Consider the following 18,663-nt stretch of genomic DNA (forward strand, 5'->3'; position numbering starts at 1 on the left):
CGTTCCTTCCCCCGGGCCACCACATCTCTCGAATGTCCGGCGACAGATGCGCCGTCTGCCCTGCGCAGCGTCAGGTCAGCAGGGGCTCGTAGAGCACGATCTCGGTGCCGTCGGGCCGGTAGGTGCGCCATCGGCCGTCGTCTCGTTCGATCGTGAAGCCGTGGTGGACCTTGGTGTGGTGCCGTTCGCACAACAGGGCCGAATTCTCCAGGCATGTCTCTCCGCCATCGACCCAATGCAGAACGTGATGGACGTCGCACCACCAGGCCGGCGCCTCGCAGCCGGTGAACACGCAGCACTGATCGCGGGCGTCGACCGCCCGGCGCAGGTGCGGCGGGACCACCCGCTGGGTGCGGCCCAGGTCCAGCGGCACCGAGTCGGGGCCGATGACGATGCGGGTGACGCTGCCGTCGCAGGCCAGCATCCGCACCCGGGCCGCGGAGATCGCCGCCCCCAGGCTCGTGGTGGCCGCGCCGGGCCCCTCGGTCGGGTCGACCAGGTCTTCCACGCCGATCAGTACCCCGACGTGCGGCTTGACGGTGCGCAGCACCGGCAGGTCGCCGGCGGCCAGCGCATTGTCGGCGAGCTGGACCAGCGCGTCGCCCAGCCGCTGGTCGCGGGTGCGGGTGTCGCCGGCGCAGCGCCCCTTGGCGGCGATCGCCTCCAGCGCGGTTGCCACCTTCTCCCCGCCCACGGCGTCGAGGTCGAACCGGCCGGTCCAGCTGCCGTCGGGGTGCTGGACCAGCTTCAGTGACCGGCCCTCGGTCGGGTCCGGCTCGGGCCCGTCGGGGTCCAGCGCGGCCAGATAGGCGGCCACGGCTTTCTGCAGGTCCCGGTGCGGGGCGCTGACGGCGACCGCGACCAGCGCGGCCTCGATCGCGGCCAGGTCGACCCCGGCCGCGGCCGCCTGCTCCAGGGCCTGCGGGGTGCAGGTCTTGGCCAGCAGCTCCACCTGGTCGGCGGTGACCTGCCCGGCCGCGCAGGCGGCGGCCACCGCCGGCAACGCTTCCTGCACCCGGCCGGCCGTGACCAGCGCGGTGACCGCCGACCCGGCCAGCCGGCCGTGGGTGCGCAGCCAGGACTTCATGTTCTTCAGCCCGTCGCGCTCCGGGGCCTGGGCCAGCTCGGCGCGGCGCACGGTGCGGGCCAGCTCGGCGTCGAGCATGTTGCGGGCGCGCAGCAGGGCGCGGGTGCGGTCGAGCAGATCGGCGTCGGAATGCTCGAACAGGTCATCGGCGGCCAGGGCGCCCAGCGCGTCCAGGGCCGACTCCAGCTCGCCCACCACAACCTCCGCCACACCGTTCGATCAGGTGTTCGAAGACTATCGCATCGAAGCGGCCCGTGCAGCATGAATCCCCAGGTCAGAGCCCTGTCCACAGATTTGTGATGAGGCTTGACGCCTCACCTCCAGGCATGGTCAGTCGCGAGGCACCGGGGCGGGTCAAGCCGGCGCGGACGCCGCCACTCACGGGTGCGGAAGGACGAGTTCGAGCCTCGACCCCTCGGCGGACCAGAACACCGAAGACTGCCCGGCGACGGGGAGTCGACATCGGACGCCGTTGGTGGTCGTGATCGCGTCGACTGGGCCTGGGCATGCGCCGGGATGCGGACGATCAACTCGCGCGCATCGAGAACGGCGTCGTACAGGTCGCCGTCCAGCTCATTTCAGACCGTCCGGCCGCTGGTCAGCGACCTCGGAGGAGGCGCCGTCGGTCACTCCGGACGCCGAACCCGGTGAACCGTGCGCGACTCGGAGGCGCGGGCGAGCAGGGCGCGCAGCTCCGGGACCGATTCGTACTCGGCCTGCGCCTCGGTGACCACACGGGCGGGCTGGAGCAGAAGGCTGCCGTCGGAGTTCTCGGTCAGGATGAATCGCTGGTTGCTGTGACCCGGCAGCACCACCCGGCTGAGCGCGTCCGTCTCGACGATCGTCACCGTCCACCCCCTTGACCGGACTGTCACACTGCGCTCACTTGCCCACAATCGGCAAACGGGACGGTGATCCTCGTGGCCCTCCATCGACCATTGCCGGCCATAGGCTGGCCGTCGTGTCGATGGAGGAGGAGGTGCGCGCCCGGCAGCATGCTGCGTCAGAGGCCGCCGCAGCGGCCCGTCACACGTTCTCAAGCACCCTCGAGGTCCTCGACGCCTTCGTCGACCAGTGTGTCGGAGAGTTCGTCCCCGCGGCCCAGTCCCTATGGGTGCCACGCTCTGACCTCGAACAGGTCCAGCGGATACATCCTTCGGTGAGGCGCCGCAGGGGCGCCCGCTGGCTCATTCCCGTGTTCGTCTACGCGAGCGAGGGCGACGACCACGCCCGCAGCAACGTGGTCCTCGTTCGCAAGGACGGCGCATGGATGTGGGCTCATCCGTGGAGCGCGCTGCCCAACAGCCTCAGCGATCTTCAGCGCAGCCACATTCGCAACCGCTTCTTGGACGCGCTCAGCACAAGCGGGTGAGCCCTACCCGCCGGGCAGGCACAGGGGACGAGTCGGGAAGCAGCTCGGCGGGCACCTGTCAGCACAGCAGCCGCCGAAGCCCGATCGTCGGACTAGCTGCGGCGGGGGGCCAGGAGGGGCTCGTGCGGGCCGGGACGGTCCCAGGTGCAGGTGAAGCCGGCGCGGACGTAGTGGTCCGGGTCGCCGGGCACCGGCTCATGGATCACCCGGCCGGCGCCACCGCACCGGCACAGCACAACTCGGTCGGCGTCACGCCGAGCGCGGTCCAGGACCACGACATCTCCGGTCACGAGGCGAAGAATCCCTGTCGGGGAGATGGCCGCGCAAGGAGGCGAAGGTGAACAGATGGCAAACGCGCTGTTGGGAAGCTCACTGACGTGACCTGCGCGTCGCCGCAAGTTGCCCGACTCCAGGGCAGTCACGCATCCGGATCGGCGGTGCAGCGCGAAGAATGCTCGTGGGAGGTTTCACGTCAGAGCAGTCCTACTGGGTCATCCAGCCGGTGCTGGCTGCCGGGCTGGCGCTCGACGAGGTCCGGGACCACCTCTTCCACCTCGCGTTCGACGCCATCGTCTCCGAGGGGCGCAGCACCGTCGCCGCCGTCGCGAGCCTGGTCGGCGAGCAGCCGACCCACCTGCGCGCCGCCTGGGTCGAGGTCGTCGACCGGATGATCACGCTGCACGCGACGACCTGAGCCGGCTCAGGCGGTGCCGGCCCCCAGCAGGGCGTCGCGCACGAGCGGTTCGATCAGCGACGCCAGGTAGGCGTGCCCCACGTCGTTCGGGTGGACGCCGTCGGTTCCGATCAGCTGCGGGCGCTCGAACAGCCACCCCTCCTGCAACGCGTCGACGAACAGCACCCCGGCCGACGCGGCGGCGGACCGGACGGCGTCCCGGGTCACGTACATCTCCCGGGGGGCGACGTCGTCGTCCCACTGCGGGCCGATGACCACGACCGTCGCCGACGGCGACGCCGTCTGGACGGCGTCGTACATGGCCGCCGCCTGCGCCTTGATCTCCGCCGCCGGGAGCTCGCGGTCGTTGCGGCTGCCGAACACGACGACGACGTCGGCCTGGGGCTCGGGATGCAACTGCACCTGGTCGAGGAACGTCTCGTCGCGGGCCTGGCTGCCGTTCACGTAGCCGGCGCCCCCGGCCGCGTGCAGCCGGAGGTCGGCGTCGAGGTGGTCGGCCACGATCGCCGGCCAGCCGTCGTCGCCCTTGCCGCCCTGCCGGCCGCCCGCGCTGTAGCTGTCGCCGTAGACCGCCAATACCGGACCGCCGTCGGCGGAGGCGCCGTCCCGCCCGACGGCGACCGGAACGAGGACGGCGGCCGCGACGGCACCGGCGACCAGGGCGACCCTGGCGCGGCGCGTGGTGGGCGGTCGGAGCACGGCGGGCACGTTATGTCGTGTGCCGGCTGCACGGGCGCGGTTCGTGCCCCGTGGTTCGCACCGTCACCATTTCGTCAAGAAGGAACGGGACGGCGTCGATCGGTCGAACGTCCGCCAAGCTTGACCTCCGGAGCCCGCCGGGACCGCAACGGCCACCGTCGATCCGGACGACGGGCACCTGGGGGACGCATGACAGTGCCGGAACCTTGGACCAAGATGCTGTTCGGGCTGCTCGGGGCGTTCCTGAAACCCCTGGGCAAGAAGGTGGCACAGGCCGTACTCGGCCCGGCGCACGTCAACGCGGCGGCCCAGGTGACCGAACGCACCCTCGTCCAGGTCGTGTTCGACCTGCTCGAGCCCTACGGCGTCGACGAGGAGCAGGCCGGCCACCTGTCCGCGACCCTGCTCTACAGCCTGTCGCGCGCCGCGGAGACCGGCCCGACCGACGACGTCTTCGATGCCGAGGCGCGGCCGGCGACCGTACGTCGGCTGCTCGACGTCCTGCGGGACTCCCCGGACTTCGACGCCGACACGTTCCAGGTCTACGTGGACGGCGGCACCGTCCCGGTCGACGTCGCCATGGTGCTCGACGAGTTCCTGACCAGGTTGCCGAGGAAGCTCCAGCTCGCGGCCGAGGAGGACGGCTCGAAGCTGGCCAACCTCGTCATCCAGCGCCGGTTCACGGCCATCACCCCACTCGTGCGATCACCGGAGGCCGACGGCGAGGAGATCGCCCGCACGGCCCGGAACCGGATCGCGAACGACATCGCCCGCCGCCGGCACCGTGACGCCGGTGATCGCGTGCTCATCAACTCGTCGGCCCTGACGGAGTGGGCCGACTACGCGGGGACGGCGAGCTGGCGGCACGGCGTCGGTCACCGGGTTGCCGCGCTGGCCGTCTCGGCACGGAACCACCCGGAGCTGCGGGCGCACGCCGCGGCGCTCGACGGCTTCGACGCGAGCGGCACGTTCGTGTCGGTGGTGGTCCGGCTGGGTCGGCTGCCGCTCGGCGCGATGCTGGCGGCGGTCCGGACGGCGCTGTCGCACCTCGACCCGGAGGACGACGGGGACCGGCCCCTGCGGCGCGAACTCCTGGGCCTCCGCGCCGACCTGCGGTGGCTGCGGAGCGAAGTGGACGAACCACGGTTCCGGGCCTGCTTCGCCTGCGTGGGCAGCTGGGGGTCGGGGCGCAGCCGACTCGTCACCGAGCTGGCCGAGACCGCGGTGTCCGACGGCGACTTCGCCCTGTTCCTGCGCCCGGCGCCCGCCGAGACCTCCCTCGAGGCGCACGTACTCACGGGCGCCGGCCGGCTCTTCGCCCGGCCGTTCGCGTCGCTGGAAGACCTCGGCCGGTTCCTCGACCAGGTGCTCGGCGCGGACCTGCACCTCCTGCTGGACGACGCCGACGAGTGGTGCGCGGGACGAGCCGGTGCCCTCGACGACCTCCAGGACACGATCGCGGCCGCCACGGCCCACGACCGCCTCCGATGGACCCTGACCGCGGAGCACAGCCGGTTCCACGCCCTGCTGTCCGACGACCGGTCGCGCGCCCGCTTCTGGCCGGCCTACGTCTGGGCCAGCGTCATGGACCCCGGGCCGGAGGAATGGCTCGACCTGGACGCATCCAACGTCCGGCAGTCCATCGGGCTCCAGCTGCTCGAGGACCACGGGCCTCCCGGGATCCGGGCCGAACTGGCCGAGCTCGGCCGGGACCCGGCCTCGTTCCGCTACGAGACCACGCTGCTGAGCGCGCCGCTCGTGGCGTGGCTGCACGTCGACCCGGACCCGGACGGCGCCGGGAACGAGCACCCGGCGGTCGTCGACGTCCACGCGGGCGCGGTGATCAGGCGCTTCTGGGACCGGCGGAAGGTGGCGCTCGGCCGAGGGGACCGGGAGCAGACCGACGCGCTCGATCAGGTCGTCCTCCTGCTCGCCCGCCACTACGCCGCGGGGGCGCCCCGCACGGCGCCGCTGCGCGACGTGCTCGGCGTGCTGAAGCGGCCGGACGCCGCCGCGCTGCTGCAGCGGCCCACCTCGGCCCGAGCGCTGCTGATGCGCCTCAGCGACGCCGGCGTGCTGCAGGTGACGTCGGAGGGCGACGCGGAACTGGACCTGCCGGAGGAGATAGTGACCCCACGGCTCGCGCCGCTGTGGGCGTACCGCATCGCCCGGCCCCTGACGGACACGGCGCAACGCGACCGGGTGCCCTCGCAGGCCTTCCTCTCGGCGGCGCGCCCCTTCCTCGCCGACGGCGCCGCCGGTGAGCCGCTCGACGCAGCGGTCTGCGAGATCGGGCTCCGGCTGCTCGCGGAGGGCCCGGCCTCCCCGCGCGCCAAGAAGGACGTCTGGACCCGGTGGCTCGACGACCCGGACGCCCCGAAGCCCCCGGCCTGGCTCGCCGCCGTCGGGTCTCCGCCGGCCGCGCAGGGGGCGGTGGCCGGCTGGTTGGCCCATCACGAACACGAGCCGGCGGGCAAGCGGGAGTGGTTCGCCCTGCTCCGCCTGCTCGCGGGGGCCGAGACGGTCGACTGGCAGGCGCAGCAGCGCCTGGCAGTCGTCTCCCGCACCTACGCCCGGATCGGCGGCCTCGGCCTGGGCCCCTACCTGGAATGGGTCATCGGACGGATCGTCGGCGACCTCGAACTCTGCACCACGCACAACTACGCCGCCGTCCTCGGGCGGCTCACTGGCACGGAGCTGGCCGACGCCGCGGACGCCGCGGCAGGCGCGGTGACCGCCCCTGCCCTGGAGATCTTCCGCGACGACTGCTTCGCCTGGCTGAGGAACGTCGAGAAGTTCCTGAAGACCGTCACGGTCGCACCCTCGACCCGCCGGGCCGACGACACCGACTCAGCGCGTCCCTACGTGCACACCTTCTGGCAGCACCTGGTGCGTGCGGTGGTCGGTCGCGTCGTCGACAGGCGCGGGCTGGAGGCGTTCGACGAGCTGGCAGCCGCGGGCTGGTACTCGGGGAACGTCCTCGGCATCGACCGCCGCGTCGACCTGCGCATGCGGGAGGAGGCCAACGCCGCGCTCGGCCACTGGTACCAGGAGCACGCCCGCGACCGGAACGCGGTCGCCGCGTACCTGCGTCTGGTGACGACGCTGGTCGACCGGCGGGCACCCGACGTCCCGACCGACCGGCAGCGCGCCGTTGCGTTCTACCTGATCAGGCACTCGGAGCGGACCGGACGCGAGCCCACAAAGGTCAAGGAGCACTTCCACCCGCTGCTCAGCGTGCTGTGTGCCGATCCGGATCTCGCCGACCTGCCGCACCTGCGGGGCACCTGCATGGAGAACGGCTTCGGGGAAGACACCGCATCAGGGGGCGGGTGACGTCCCGGCGGCGTCGCGCACCACGTCGAGCAGGCGGCCGGCGGTCCGGCGGACGTCGAGGTCGGTTTCGACCCGGCGGCGGGCGGCCGCACCGAGGGCCTGGCGGCGGGCGGGGTCGTCGAGCAGGCCGAGGATCGCGTCGCGCAGCGTCTCGGGGGCGCCGTCGGCCAGCACCACACCGGCCTCGCCGTGCCGCACCATCTCCGGCATCCCGCCGACGTCGCTCACGACCGGGGGAACGCCCGCAGACATCGCCTCCATGACCGCGTTGGGCCACTGGTCGATCCGGCTGGGCAGCACGAAGACGTCGGCCGAGGCCAGCAGGCGGTCGACGGTGCCGTCGCCGGGCCGGGCGTCGTCGACCACGGTGACGTTGCGGGCCGGCGGCACCTGGTCGGTGGTGACCATGACCAGCTCGCAGCGGTCGGCGAGCCAGCGGCGGTGCACGCTGAGCAGGTCGTAGCCGCCCTTGCGGGCGAGCGTGCGGCCGACGAACAGGACCCGCGGCAGCCCGGCCTGGGCCACCCGCGCCGGCAGCGGCGGCACCGGCACGCCCATCGGCAGCAGCTCGATGCGAGCCGGATCGAGGCCGTAGTCACCGACCAACGAGTCCGCCGTCCACCGGCTGTTGGCCACCACGGTGCGGGCGCGGCCGTAGACGCCCCGCTCGAACCGGTGGGTCATGCGGGTGTTCAGCGGCGTGAAGCGCGTGGGCCGGCGGGCCGGGTGCAGCAGGTTGCTCTGCGCGTTGGTGGAGTCGAGCGTGACAACGTAGGGCGTGCCGCGCAGCGCGCGACGGGCCAGCAGCGCGGCGTTGTGCGTGTAGAAGTGGACGACGTCGACCGGGCCGGAGCCGTTGCCCGCCAGCCACCCGGGCAGCTGCCGGGCGACCCACGCCGACTGCGCGAGCTGGTAGCGGGCGGCCCGCAGGTCGGCGTCCAGACGGCTGAGACCGGGCACCGCGACGCCGGCGACCTTCCGCCAGAACGACGGCGGCGGGACGTCGACGATGCGGACGTCGATGTCGTCGCGGTCCGCGGCGATGGTGCGCAGGTGGTGGTGCACGGTGGCGTGGCCACCGATGTTCTCGTTGACGAGAAGGGCGCGGACCGGGGCCGTCGTCAGGCCGACCTCCGCCAGCCGTCGCGGTCGGCGGCGGCCCAGCCGCCGTCGCGCAGTGGGTCCTCCAGGTACTCGGGGGCGCGCAGGACGAGCTCCTCGACCGCGGTGGCCACGGCCTGCAGCAGGTCCTCCCAGGACGGGAAGTCGCGCGGGTCCAGGGGGGCGCCGACGTGCACGTACCACTTGTGCCCGCGGGGCAGCGGGACGACCGGGACGACGACGGCGTCGGTGCTCGCCGCCAGGCGCGCGGTGCCGCTCATCAGCTCGACGGTCTTGCCGAGGAACTGCACCGGCGTCTTGCCGGGGACGTCGAGGTTGATCAGCACCCGGCCGCCCTCCTTGAGGACGGTGGTGAACGTGCGGGCGGAGCCGATGGCGCGCACCGGGACGAAGCCGAACCGGCCGACGATCTTGCGCACCTGCTCGATCTGGTAGCCGTTGTAGCCGGCCGGGAGGTCACCGGTGACCTGGTGCTCGCCGACCGCGGCGTGGATCGGGCCGACGTGCTGGGGCAGCGCGGCCATGCCGACGAGCGGCCCGAAGTGCGGTGCGCTGAAGACGACGCCGCGACCGGGCTCGATGCCGTCGAGCTGCTCGAGGCCCTCGACCGGCATCTTGGCCAGCAGCCAGGGGCGCCACATGAGCTCCCAGCCGCGGGCCCACGCGCACAGGTGCCGGAAGGCCAGCCGCTCGAGGTCGCCCTCCAGCGGAGTGTTGCCGACGACGGCGCGCATGGCCGCGCGGCCGGTCTCCAGCCGCTTCGGGTTGCGGGCGACGGCGAGCCGCTGCCCGAGGTCGAGCACGGCCATCGCGAGCGGGGCCGGGACGAGCCGGCGCAGCCCGGAACTGGCGCGCAGGCGGGCCACGATGCCGCCCCACGGCACGGGCCGCGGCACGAGCAGATCGTCGTGCTGTGCGACCTCGAGAACCTCGTCGACCGAGCTCATGGGAGAAAACGTAAGCCGGACGGGTGCCCGCCGACCCCGTTCAGGGGTCACCCGTGCCCCCAACGGGTGTGGTGCGGGCGGGTCCCTGTCGGTCACTGTTGAGCAATGACGTCGAGCAGTACCCGGCCGTACCGGGTCGGGGACTGGTCCGAGCCGCTGCGGCGCAGCTCGCCGGTCGCCCTCATCCTCTTCCTCGGGATCGTGGCAGGGCTCCTCGCCCGTCACCTGTGGAGCGGCGCGAGCGGGACCCCGGCAGCAGCCGAGTGGCTGGCGACGTCGGAGTGGTCGGTGGAACGCGACCGGGGCATTCCCGAGCTGTACGGCTACGCGCTGCTCACCATCGGGATCGTCGGGCTGGTCGTCCTGGGCCGGCGGCGCTCCCGGCCGGTGCTGCACGCCTGGGCCGCCACGTTCGCGCTGATCCTGCTCGACGACCAGATGATGGTGCACGAGCGCGGCGGTCGGATCCTGGTCCGGCTGCTCGGCTCACCGACGGAGATCCTCGGCGTCCGGGCGCAGGACGTCGGCGAACTGGCCGTGTGGGCCGTCCTGGCGCTGCTGCCCCTGCTCGCCGTCGTCGTGCTGCACCGGCTCAGCGACGGCCCGACCCGGCGGCTGAGCGCCGCGCTCGGCGTCCTGCTCGGTGCGCTGGTCCTCTTCGGCATCGTGTTCGACCAACTGCACTCGATGTTCCTCGACGGCCTGCCGGTGGCCGGCCCCGTCGCCGGGGCGTTCGAGGACGGCGGCGAACTGGCCGTCATGGCCGTGCTCGCGGCCTTCGTGATCGGGCTGCTCCGCGAGCGCGTCGAACCCGCTCCCATCAAAGTGCTGGAGCAGCCGGATCGCCTCGACCTGAAGGTCTGACGCGCCTCAGCCGTGTCGGCGGCCCAATGCGCGGTAGCTCCAACCGGCCGCCGTCCACGCGTCGCGGTCGAGGGCGTTGCGCCCGTCGAGCACGCGCTTCTGCTTGACCACCTTGCCGAAGGCGGCCGGGTCGAGTTCGCGGTACTGCTTCCACTCGGTGAGCACGAGCACGGCGTCTGCGCGCTCGGCGGCCTCCTCGGGCGTGGCTGCGTAGTCGAGCTGCGGCCACAGCCGCCGGCTGTTCTCCACCGCGGCCGGGTCGGTCACCCGCACGACGGCGCCCTGCAACTGCAGCTGGGCGGCCACGTTGAGCGCCGGCGAGTCACGGATGTCGTCGCTGTCGGGCTTGAACGCCGCCCCGAGGACGGCGACCCGCTTGCCTACGAGCGAGCCGTCGCAGACCTCGCGAGCGAGGTCGACCATGCGGATCCGGCGCCGCATGTTGATGTTGTCGACCTCGCGCAGGAACGTCAGTGCCTGGTCGGCGCCGAGCTCGCCGGCCCGGGCCATGAACGCGCGGATGTCCTTGGGCAGGCAGCCGCCGCCGAAGCCGAGGCCGGCGTTGAGGAACTTGCGGCCGATGCGGTCGTCGTAGCCGATGGCGTCCGCCAGCTGCTTCACATCGGCGCCGGTGGCCTCGCACAGCTCGGCCATGGCGTTGATGAACGAGATCTTGGTAGCGAGGAACGAGTTCGCCGCGGTCTTCACCATCTCGGCGGTGGCGTAGTCGGTGACGACCTGGGGGGTGCCCCGCTCTCGGATGGAGGCGTAGACCTCGTCGAGCAGGGCGCGGGCGGTCTCGCCGTCGACGTCGTCGGGGATGCCGTAGACGAGCCGGTCGGGCTCGAGGGTGTCCTGCACCGCGAAGCCCTCGCGCAGGAACTCCGGGTTCCAGGCGAGGATCGCGCCGGGCACCTTGGAGCTGACCAGGTCGGCCAGGCGTGCCGCCGTCCCGACCGGAACGGTGGACTTGCCGACCACGAGGTCACCCGGCGCCAGGACATCGAGCAGGCTCTCGGTGGCGCCTTCGACGAACCGGAGGTCGGCGGCGTACTCGCTTCGCTTCTGTGGCGTGCCCACGCAGACGAAGTGGACCTTGGAGCCTCGGGCGTCGCCGAAGTCGGTGCTGAACCGTAGCCGCCCGGTGGCCAGCGTCCGGCCCAGCAGCTCCTCGAAGCCGGGCTCGTAGAACGGCGCCTTCGCCTGCGACAGGGACTCGACCTTGTCCTGGTCGACGTCGATGCCGACGACCTCGTGACCCAGTTCGGCCATCGACGCGGCGTGGACGGCGCCGAGGTAGCCGCAGCCGATGACCGAGATCTTCACGGACGTGCTCCATTCGTTGTGCTCCGGTCGGGTGCGTCGACCCGGCCGCTCGTACACCCGGTCAACGACGGTAAGCCACAGCCGGGTGCTGGGTGGCCCTGCGCGCACGACGGCCGGAGACCTGAGCCACGCAAGACCGCGCACCGTCCGCGTCGTGTCGAGCTCGACCGGCGCCGCTCTGGGACGGACCGGTTCATTACCGGTGTGTAGCGGCTCGCGCACGGCCCCCGCAGCACGCCACGCCAACGGAACGAGAAAGCCCGGCTCGACGGGCCCGGACGGCACATCCGTCACACCGGCCACGCATGATCCACCAATGTTGGGGGAACCGGACGGCTGCACCAAGGCGTTCAATGGTTTTCGGCACCCTACGACCGCGCCGGAGCCCGACAGGGATCCGGCCGTCCCCTAAGAAGGTCACATGACCTGGGTCCTGGTGATCGGGGCGGGCTGGCTGCTGCTTGCCGCGTTGATCGCGGTGCTGATCGGGCGCTCGGTGCGCCTGGCCGACGCCAGGGCCGCAGCTGAGGCGGAGCGTGACGAGCCGAACTTCGCGGTCGACCCGGCAACCGAGCCGGGCGGGTCCCCGGCGGGCACGGTGCTCCCGTTCCCGGCCACCGCCGGCGACGCCCCGCCGACGCCCGCACCGCGCCCCTCCACCGGCGACGCCCCCACGATTCCCGGCATCCCGGTGGCGCGGCCCGGGGCGCCGAGGGCGCAGGAGTCCGGCAGCCAGACCGACCCGATCCGCCGTACCGGCATCGGCTGACGCCTCCCCCGGCGGGGTGAGCGCGCCGCCTCCGGTCCGGTCCGGACCCGTATCCTCGGCCCGGTCAACGCCGCAGACGGGGGTCGTTCATGAGTACGGACGAAACGGGCGCGCCCAGGCGTGACAGCGGGACCGCGGACAGCGACTCCGTCGAGACTCCCACGGGGACGGACGCCGACGTTGAGCGCACCCACGAGGCCGAGCCCGACGACGAGCACCCCCGCAAACGCAGGGTCATGCGCCGGATCCTGATCAGCCTGGGTGTTTTCGGCCTGGTACTCGCGCTGCTCATCGGCGGCGGGCTGTGGTTCCTGACCGAGCGCTACGCCGGCAACATCGACCGCATCTCCGACGTCTTCGGCGACCTCGACGAGGACGCCCGCCCGGCACCGGCGACGCCGGCGCAGGAGGCGGGCGAGGACCCGGTGACGTTCTTGCTGGTCGGCTCGGACACCCGCGGCGAGACGCTGGAGGGCGAGGACCCCGACGGCCGGTCTGACGCGATCATGATCGCCCGGTTCAGCGCCGACCGTCGGCACGCGCAGCTGATCTCGATCCCTCGTGACTCCTGGGTGGACATCCCCGGCCACGGGATGAACAAGATCAACGCGAGCTACGCGTTCGGTGGCCCGTCACTGCTGATCGCGACGGTCGAGCAGCTCACCGACGTACGCATCGACCACTATGTGGCGATCGACTTCGACGGCATCATCCAGGTGACCGACGACCTCGGCGGTGTCGACGTCGTGGTCGCCGAGACGACCCGCAACGGCCCGTACACCTTCCCAGCCGGCGTGAACCACCTCAACGGCGAGCAGGCCCGGTGGTACCTCGCCCAGCGCTACGGGTTGCAGGGTGGCGACTTCGACCGCGTGAAGCGGCAGCAGCAGTACCTGCGCTCGATGTTCGGAAAGCTGTTCAGCTCCGACACCTTCACCAACCCGGGCCGACTGGACTCGGCGCTGCTCGCCGTGACCAGCGCGGTGAGCATCGACGACAGCCTCGGCAACGGCGATCTGCTCTCGCTGGCCTACTCGATGCGCAACGTGACCCCGGACAACGTCGACTTCTTCACGGCGCCCGTCGAGGGCACCGGCCGGGAGGGCGCAGCCAGCGTCGTGTATCTCGACCGGGTCGAGTGCGACCGGATGTGGACCTACCTGCAGACCGACTCGCTGTCGCAGAACGCGGACGAGTTCGAGAAGCAGCAGCTGCCCGAGGTGCCTCGGTAGCTGAACGTGCTGCGGCTCAGCGCTGCGAGCCGCGAATCGCCGATCGGCCGGGCACCTGCTCGGGCAGGTCGAGCGTCTGGGCGTCCACCTCACGGCGGAGCGCCCAACTGGCGGGCAGCACCACCCGCGGCGCGACACCGGCGAGGACGGCCACGAGGAAGGCGACACCGGCGAGCGCCTCACCGGACTCCTCCACGAACGTCGCGGCGGCAGCCCAGTTACTGGCCCAGCCGTACGCATCGGAGACCACGGACGAGACGGCGGACAGACCCACGGCGGCGACGCCGTAGAGAGCGAGTACAGAGAGGACCCGGCGCCGGTCGCGGCGCTCGGTGCGGGTCAGGAACGCCAGGGTGGCGACGACGGCCAGGACGACACCGACGCTGATGGCGAGGGCCGCGTAGCCGCCGACCGTGCGGCTGAGCGAGTTAAGCGCCTCGGCGTGCACGGTGCTGCCGGCCTTGACCGCGGCGATGACGCCCCCGACCAGACCGACGGCGAGCCACCAGGCACGGCGTCCGGGGAGCGCTCCAGCCCCGGCGACGGCGGCCAGCGCGGCGGCAGCGAAGACAGCGGCGACGAAGAGTCGGGGCAGCGAGAAGGCCGCATCCATCGACAGCAACTGCGCAGTGGCGCCCGAGGAGCCGTTCAGACGCGTGATGTAGCCGGCGGTCTCGAGCGCGACGGCGATGGCGACGAGCGCGATGCCGATGGGCGGGAGTGGGATGGCGCGGCGGCGCGCGCGAGGCTCGGCCAGCTGGACGGCCGGGGCCGCGCCCAGCGCGGCCGTAGTCAGCGGCGCAGCCTCACCGGTGCCGGGCGACCAGCGGTCGGCCAGGCGGACCCCCCGGCCCACGACGACCGCCACCGCGAAGGCGAGGACGGTCCACGCGACCAGTCCACCCAGAACCCAGAGCCACCACACGCCTTCTACATCGGCAGGAACCGCCACCAACGTGACGGACAGGTCAGGACTTTCTTCGGAGGTGTCCGTTCATCCGATCGTGGCGTGGCCTCCAGAAACGCCAGTCAGCAGCCGTTGCCTTCAGCAGGGTTTGCCGCATGGCGGTGCGTAGTCACGCTGTGCCACTCGGTTAGGAAGGTCGACATGCATCTGCTGCTGATCCTCGCGCTGACCTGGACGCTCCTGTCCGTCCCGGTCGGCCTGATGATCGGCCGCGCCATGCGCATCGCCGACCGGCGGGATGCGGAGGCGACCCGACCGTCGTCCCTCGTGCCGGACTTCATCCCGGACGAGGTGCTGGCGTCGGTTGCCGCCGGTCGTCGCGACGCTGCCTGAGACCGGCACACCCACTCTGACAAAGGTCGCCCGTCGCCAGTAGGGACGCCGCGGGCGTAGATCCAATGCCCTCTGATCGCTCGGGCAGCCCCGTCCGTCCCACCGACCGACGAGCGCCTAGTCTGGCGCCGACGCACGGGGGTATTCATGAAGATTCTGGTAACGGGTGGCGCTGGCTTCATCGGCGCAAACCTCTGCCGCACGCTGTCCGCAACGCCAGATTTGGACGTGATCGCGCTGGACGATCTCTCGACGGGTTCCCGATCGAATCTGGAGGGAGTCGACGCCTCACTCGTCGTCGGCAGCATCCTGGACCGGGAGGTCATGGACGCCGTCACAGCGGGCGTCTCGTCGATCGTGCATCTGGCCGCGATCCCCTCGGTTCCCCGGTCGCTGGTCGATCCGGTGGCGAGCCACGCTGCGAACGCCACCGGCAGTCTCGAAGTACTCGAGGCTGCGCGGCGGGTGGGGGCCCACGTGGTCCTGGCATCGTCCTCGTCGGTGTACGGGCGTAACCCGGCGCTGCCGAAGCACGAGGAGCTGCGCTGCGAGCCGATGAGTCCGTACGCGGTGAGCAAGCTGGCGGCCGAGAGCTACGCGCTCGCTTACGCCGCCTGCTACGACCTCGAGGTGCTGCCGTTCCGCTTCTTCAACGTGTTCGGCCCGCTGCAGGCAGCCGGCCACGCCTACGCAGCTGTGGTCCCGGCCTTCGTCGATGCAGCCCTCGCCGGCCGCCCCCTCCCCGTGCACGGTGACGGCTCGCAGAGCCGGGATTTCACCTACGTGGAGACCGTGACCAGAGTGCTGAGCGAGGCGGCTCTGCGGCGGGTGTCCAGCCCTGACCCGGTCAACCTGGCGTTCGGCTCGCGCACCACGCTGATGGAAGTGATCGACCTGCTGGGCGACATCCTGGGCCGCCGGCTCGACGTCGAACACCTGCCGACGCGGGCGGGGGACGTGCCGCACTCGCAGGCCGACCACGGACGCCTGCGAGCGTTGTTCCCCGAACTGGGACCGGTGCCCTTGCGGACGGGGCTGGAACGCACGGTGGCCTGGTTCGAGAGCCTCTCCCCTGCTGATCGTTCCTCCGAGCAGCCGAGCCCGATAGGTGCCTCGGCCACGGCTGGCTGACGCGGTCGGCGGCGGACTACTCCTACTCGTCGCCGCCACCGTGGTGGTCTCATCAGTCGTCGGGGCGGGCAACCCGTGGCCGGCACTGGCGACGCTCACCGTGGCTGGCGCGAGCTATGCCGCCGGCCGGCAGCTGATGCCGCGTCTGCTGGCGGTGGCGGGCATCGCGGCGGCCACGACCCTCGTACCCCTGATTGCCTTGCCGTTTGCCCTGTCCTCAGCACCGCTGGGGCCTCCACTGGCCTACGCGAACGCCAACGCAGCCTTGTATGTGCAAGCGGCGGGGATCGCAGGCGTGGCCGCCGTCCTCGCTGGCAGTGGGGTATGGCAGGAGGCCACGGTGGCCTGCTCGGTGGTTCTCGTCCTGACTGCCGGAGCAATGCAGTCGGTCGGCGGCTTCGTGACGGGATCAGCCGTGGTCGCCGCGATCTCCGCCTCATTGTTCAGGTGGCGGCTACCTGCACGCTCCGTGCTCGCCGGCGGCATCGCCGTCGTGCTGATCGGAGCCCACGTTGCGGTCCTGGTCCTGGGCGCTACACACCGGCCCTCGGTCCACGCGTCATCGTCCGAGGCCGCCGTGACAGCCTCGCTGAGCGAGCGTCGGCTGGACCTGTGGAGCGACGCCGTGCGGCTGGCAACCGACCACCCACTCATCGGTGTCGGGCCGCGCCGCTTCCCGGCAGCCAGCCCGACGGCTCAGCTGGATCCCGACACGCGGGAAGCGCATTCCGCGACGCTTCAAATGGCGGCCGAGGTCGGTTGGCCCGGTGCGGTGGCCCTACTGGCTCTGCTCGTCTGGGCGGCAACCAGGCCACTGCTCGTCGGTTCCTCGCGGATGTCCACCGGCGTCGGCCTCATCACCGCGACCACCGCAGCCGCTCTCGCAGTGCATGCATCGGTCGACTACCTGTTCCAGTTCCCCGTCCTGATTGCGACTGCGGGGTTCATCCTTGGTCTCGGTACGGCCGCGGCCGAAGCGCCCACACGAGTCCAACCCCCGTCGCACATCGCTCGTCCCGCTCGATAGGGCCCGCTCAGCGCTGCAGCGGTCGCGCCGGGGAACCGATCATCACCGCACCGGGCGGCACATCACGGGTGACGACGGCACCGGCGCCGATGAACGCGCCACGCCCCACACGCCGGCCCTGCAGCACGACGGCGTTGCTGCCGACGGTGACGTCATCCTCCAGCGTCACCGACCCGGAGACATTGGCGCCGGGCAGGACAGTCACCCGGTCGCCGAGAACGGCATCGTGCCCGATCGTGGCGTTGTACTGGACCTGGGTGTGCGCGCCGAGCACGACGCTGCTGGATACGTACGCGCCAGAGAGGACCAGGCAGCCGATCCCCAACGTCGTCTCCGGGGCGATGACCGCCCTCGGGTGGATCAGGGTGAAGGGCTCGAGCCCTCGGCCGTCGAGCAGCTGCTCGAGCCGGCGGCGGGCCCGCGGGTCGGCGATGCCGACGACGTAGTGGGCCCCTTCCGGCGCCTCGGCGGGCACCACTACCGGCACGCCGCGGACCGATACACCGGCCCTCTGGTCGTCGAGAAAGGCTCTCACCCCGACACCGCATGCCAGTGCCACGTCGAGAGTCTCCCTGCCGAGCCCACCGGCTCCGGCGATGTAGAGGTACACGCATACATTGTGGCCGTTCTCCCGTTGATCCCCCGCCCCCAGGGCACTTGTTCCGTTCACTGCGTGGCATGACTCTCACGAGCGAGTCTGTCTCGCGGTGATGACCCGCAACCCGACCCGCTGGATACGTTTCTCAAGTACATTGCCCAACCATGCGCTTCGTGGTGACAGGTACAGGCAGGAGCGGCACTGGATACACAGCCGCACTATTCACAGCTGCCGGCTTGACCTGCGGGCACGAAGAAGTATTCACCGAACGGCCTGCGGGGCGCGAGAAGGGGGCACCGCGGTCTGGCTGGATTGCGCGAGCAAAGGAACCGCTGGCTAGGGTTCGAGAGTCTCGGAGGCGCGCCACCACCCATCTCGACGGCGACTCGTCTTGGATGGCAGTTCCCAGGCTTGCCGCATTCAGAGGCGTGTCCTTCCTTCAGACTCGTCACCCGTTGGCGGTGGTTCGCAGTTTTGTAGGGACGCGCTTTTTCTCAAACCCTCAACCGCATCGGACTCAGTACCGGTACGCAACGACCTTCTTTACGCCGTCTGGGAATGACATGCTCGATGCGATGCGCTGGTGGGTGTTCTGGAACAACATGGGCGCTCAGCACGCTACGAAGACGTTCCGACTCGAGGATCTGAACCCTGAACTGTTCGCCAATCTGCTCGAGATGATCGGCGCCGACCCAGACACTGCAGGGGCCGCCTTTGCGAGCGTGGACAGGGACGTGAACAGCTCCACCCGTCGCGGAACCAAGCTGACCGGCATCGAATGGTCTGACCTGCCAGCAGGAAGAGAAAAGGACGACCTAGAACGGGCAGCGGCTCGGTTCGGATACGTCGATCTTGCGTGACCTACCGGGTGAGCCACCAAGAGGGTCAGGGTTACAGGCATCGAGGTGGCCAAAGGACTCGCTGTACGCGACGCTGCACCAGAGCCCGGGACATGTAGGCGCTCAGCCCAATTCTGCTGCGGCCTACCTGTAGCTCACGGAGCCTGGGACGCCGTGAGTCGTCGAGCGACTCCCTCCAGCCGCGCCTGAACGGGCGTGCCGCGGAGACCCGCGACCGGCTGTCACAATAACTTCTCGGCGCGACACCGGCGCGTAAGCGTCGAGGAGCGATGCCATTGCGTGGGACGACCTACTCGAGC

At 71.3% G+C, this 18,663-nt stretch carries 18 protein-coding genes; 10 read left to right on the top strand and 8 right to left on the bottom strand.

Annotated elements, in window-relative coordinates:
* Positions 1-70 precede the first annotated feature (70 nt).
* Both ABD644_RS19430 and ABD644_RS19435 read right to left on the bottom strand, forming a co-directional pair.
* Positions 71-1,282, bottom strand: a complete 1,212-nt coding sequence (locus ABD644_RS19430) for an HNH endonuclease (RefSeq protein ID WP_344690696.1) — start codon at positions 1,280-1,282, stop codon at positions 71-73.
* A 431-nt stretch (positions 1,283-1,713) separates the two neighbouring features.
* Positions 1,714-1,935: a hypothetical protein gene (locus ABD644_RS19435; protein WP_344690697.1), complete on the bottom strand. Its 222-nt coding sequence runs from the start codon at positions 1,933-1,935 to the stop codon at positions 1,714-1,716.
* Between the two features lie 113 nt (positions 1,936-2,048).
* Here ABD644_RS19435 and ABD644_RS19440 point away from each other — a divergent pair, with 113 nt between their 5' ends.
* Both ABD644_RS19440 and ABD644_RS19445 read left to right on the top strand, forming a co-directional pair.
* Complete coding sequence (locus tag ABD644_RS19440; protein WP_344690698.1) at positions 2,049-2,459, top strand: hypothetical protein; 411 nt, start codon at positions 2,049-2,051, stop codon at positions 2,457-2,459.
* Between the two features lie 457 nt (positions 2,460-2,916).
* On the top strand, positions 2,917-3,153 hold the full coding sequence (locus ABD644_RS19445) for a hypothetical protein (RefSeq protein ID WP_344690699.1): 237 nt from the start codon (positions 2,917-2,919) through the stop codon (positions 3,151-3,153).
* 6 nt (positions 3,154-3,159) lie between these two features.
* On the opposite strand, the gene ABD644_RS19450 is transcribed toward ABD644_RS19445, so the two are convergent.
* Positions 3,160-3,852, bottom strand: a complete 693-nt coding sequence (locus tag ABD644_RS19450) for an SGNH/GDSL hydrolase family protein (protein ID WP_344690700.1) — start codon at positions 3,850-3,852, stop codon at positions 3,160-3,162.
* A gap of 195 nt (positions 3,853-4,047) precedes the next feature.
* Between ABD644_RS19450 and ABD644_RS19455 the strand changes: the two genes are divergently transcribed.
* On the top strand, positions 4,048-7,188 hold the full coding sequence (locus tag ABD644_RS19455; protein WP_344690701.1) for a hypothetical protein: 3,141 nt from the start codon (positions 4,048-4,050) through the stop codon (positions 7,186-7,188).
* Here ABD644_RS19455 and ABD644_RS19460 read toward each other — a convergent pair.
* Together ABD644_RS19460 and ABD644_RS19465 are read right to left on the bottom strand one after the other, a co-directional pair.
* A complete protein-coding gene (locus tag ABD644_RS19460; RefSeq protein ID WP_344690702.1) occupies positions 7,174-8,253 on the bottom strand; it encodes a glycosyltransferase family 4 protein in 1,080 nt (359 codons plus the stop codon). The two genes, ABD644_RS19455 and ABD644_RS19460, sit on opposite strands and share 15 nt — an antisense overlap.
* Positions 8,254-8,309: 56 nt before the next feature.
* A complete protein-coding gene (locus ABD644_RS19465) occupies positions 8,310-9,257 on the bottom strand; it encodes a lysophospholipid acyltransferase family protein (protein ID WP_344690703.1) in 948 nt (315 codons plus the stop codon).
* Between the two features lie 105 nt (positions 9,258-9,362).
* On the opposite strand from ABD644_RS19465, the gene ABD644_RS19470 reads away from it, so the two are divergent.
* Positions 9,363-10,121 carry a hypothetical protein gene (locus ABD644_RS19470; RefSeq protein ID WP_344690704.1) on the top strand — a complete coding sequence of 253 codons (759 nt, stop codon included), beginning with the start codon at positions 9,363-9,365 and terminating at the stop codon, positions 10,119-10,121.
* Between the two features lie 6 nt (positions 10,122-10,127).
* On the opposite strand, the gene ABD644_RS19475 is transcribed toward ABD644_RS19470, so the two are convergent.
* Positions 10,128-11,447: a UDP-glucose dehydrogenase family protein gene (locus tag ABD644_RS19475; RefSeq protein WP_344690705.1), complete on the bottom strand. Its 1,320-nt coding sequence runs from the start codon at positions 11,445-11,447 to the stop codon at positions 10,128-10,130.
* A 421-nt stretch (positions 11,448-11,868) separates the two neighbouring features.
* Here ABD644_RS19475 and ABD644_RS19480 point away from each other — a divergent pair, with 421 nt between their 5' ends.
* Together ABD644_RS19480 and ABD644_RS19485 are read left to right on the top strand one after the other, a co-directional pair.
* A complete protein-coding gene (locus tag ABD644_RS19480) occupies positions 11,869-12,216 on the top strand; it encodes a hypothetical protein (protein ID WP_344690706.1) in 348 nt (115 codons plus the stop codon).
* Between the two features lie 236 nt (positions 12,217-12,452).
* Entirely contained in the window at positions 12,453-13,448 is a 996-nt protein-coding gene (locus ABD644_RS19485; protein WP_344690707.1) for an LCP family protein, read from the top strand.
* A 16-nt stretch (positions 13,449-13,464) separates the two neighbouring features.
* Here the strand turns inward: ABD644_RS19485 and ABD644_RS19490 are convergent, their stop codons facing one another.
* Complete coding sequence (locus ABD644_RS19490; RefSeq protein WP_344690708.1) at positions 13,465-14,400, bottom strand: hypothetical protein; 936 nt, start codon at positions 14,398-14,400, stop codon at positions 13,465-13,467.
* 156 nt (positions 14,401-14,556) lie between these two features.
* Between ABD644_RS19490 and ABD644_RS19495 the strand changes: the two genes are divergently transcribed.
* From ABD644_RS19495 to ABD644_RS19505, 3 genes are all read left to right on the top strand, one after another.
* Complete coding sequence (locus ABD644_RS19495) at positions 14,557-14,748, top strand: hypothetical protein (protein ID WP_344690709.1); 192 nt, start codon at positions 14,557-14,559, stop codon at positions 14,746-14,748.
* Positions 14,749-14,895: 147 nt separating this feature from the next.
* Entirely contained in the window at positions 14,896-15,879 is a 984-nt protein-coding gene (locus tag ABD644_RS19500; protein WP_344690710.1) for an NAD-dependent epimerase/dehydratase family protein, read from the top strand.
* Positions 15,880-15,979: 100 nt separating this feature from the next.
* Positions 15,980-16,906 carry an O-antigen ligase family protein gene (locus ABD644_RS19505; protein ID WP_344690711.1) on the top strand — a complete coding sequence of 309 codons (927 nt, stop codon included), beginning with the start codon at positions 15,980-15,982 and terminating at the stop codon, positions 16,904-16,906.
* A 7-nt stretch (positions 16,907-16,913) separates the two neighbouring features.
* Here ABD644_RS19505 and ABD644_RS19510 read toward each other — a convergent pair whose 3' ends face one another.
* On the bottom strand, positions 16,914-17,516 hold the full coding sequence (locus ABD644_RS19510; protein ID WP_344690712.1) for an acetyltransferase: 603 nt from the start codon (positions 17,514-17,516) through the stop codon (positions 16,914-16,916).
* Between the two features lie 551 nt (positions 17,517-18,067).
* Here ABD644_RS19510 and ABD644_RS19515 point away from each other — a divergent pair.
* The gene (locus ABD644_RS19515; RefSeq protein WP_344690713.1) at positions 18,068-18,364 is read left to right on the top strand and encodes a hypothetical protein; all 297 of its coding nucleotides are present in this window, start codon (positions 18,068-18,070) and stop codon (positions 18,362-18,364) included.
* Positions 18,365-18,663 lie beyond the last annotated feature (299 nt).

This window comes from Blastococcus jejuensis (assembly GCF_039534705.1).
In the GTDB taxonomy this organism is placed as follows: domain Bacteria; phylum Actinomycetota; class Actinomycetes; order Mycobacteriales; family Geodermatophilaceae; genus Blastococcus_B; species Blastococcus_B jejuensis.

Excerpts from the sequence above, each read along its gene's own strand:
- ABD644_RS19495 (WP_344690709.1), top strand. The coding sequence starts at position 14,557 with ATGCATCTGCTGCTGATCCTCGCGCTGACCTGGACGCTCCTGTCCGTC.
- ABD644_RS19485 (WP_344690707.1), top strand. The coding sequence starts at position 12,453 with ATGCGCCGGATCCTGATCAGCCTGGGTGTTTTCGGCCTGGTACTCGCG.
- ABD644_RS19500 (WP_344690710.1), top strand. The coding sequence starts at position 14,896 with ATGAAGATTCTGGTAACGGGTGGCGCTGGCTTCATCGGCGCAAACCTC.
- ABD644_RS19480 (WP_344690706.1), top strand. The coding sequence starts at position 11,869 with ATGACCTGGGTCCTGGTGATCGGGGCGGGCTGGCTGCTGCTTGCCGCG.
- ABD644_RS19470 (WP_344690704.1), top strand. The coding sequence starts at position 9,363 with ATGACGTCGAGCAGTACCCGGCCGTACCGGGTCGGGGACTGGTCCGAG.
- ABD644_RS19465 (WP_344690703.1), bottom strand. The coding sequence starts at position 9,257 with ATGAGCTCGGTCGACGAGGTTCTCGAGGTCGCACAGCACGACGATCTG.
- ABD644_RS19515 (WP_344690713.1), top strand. The coding sequence starts at position 18,068 with ATGCTCGATGCGATGCGCTGGTGGGTGTTCTGGAACAACATGGGCGCT.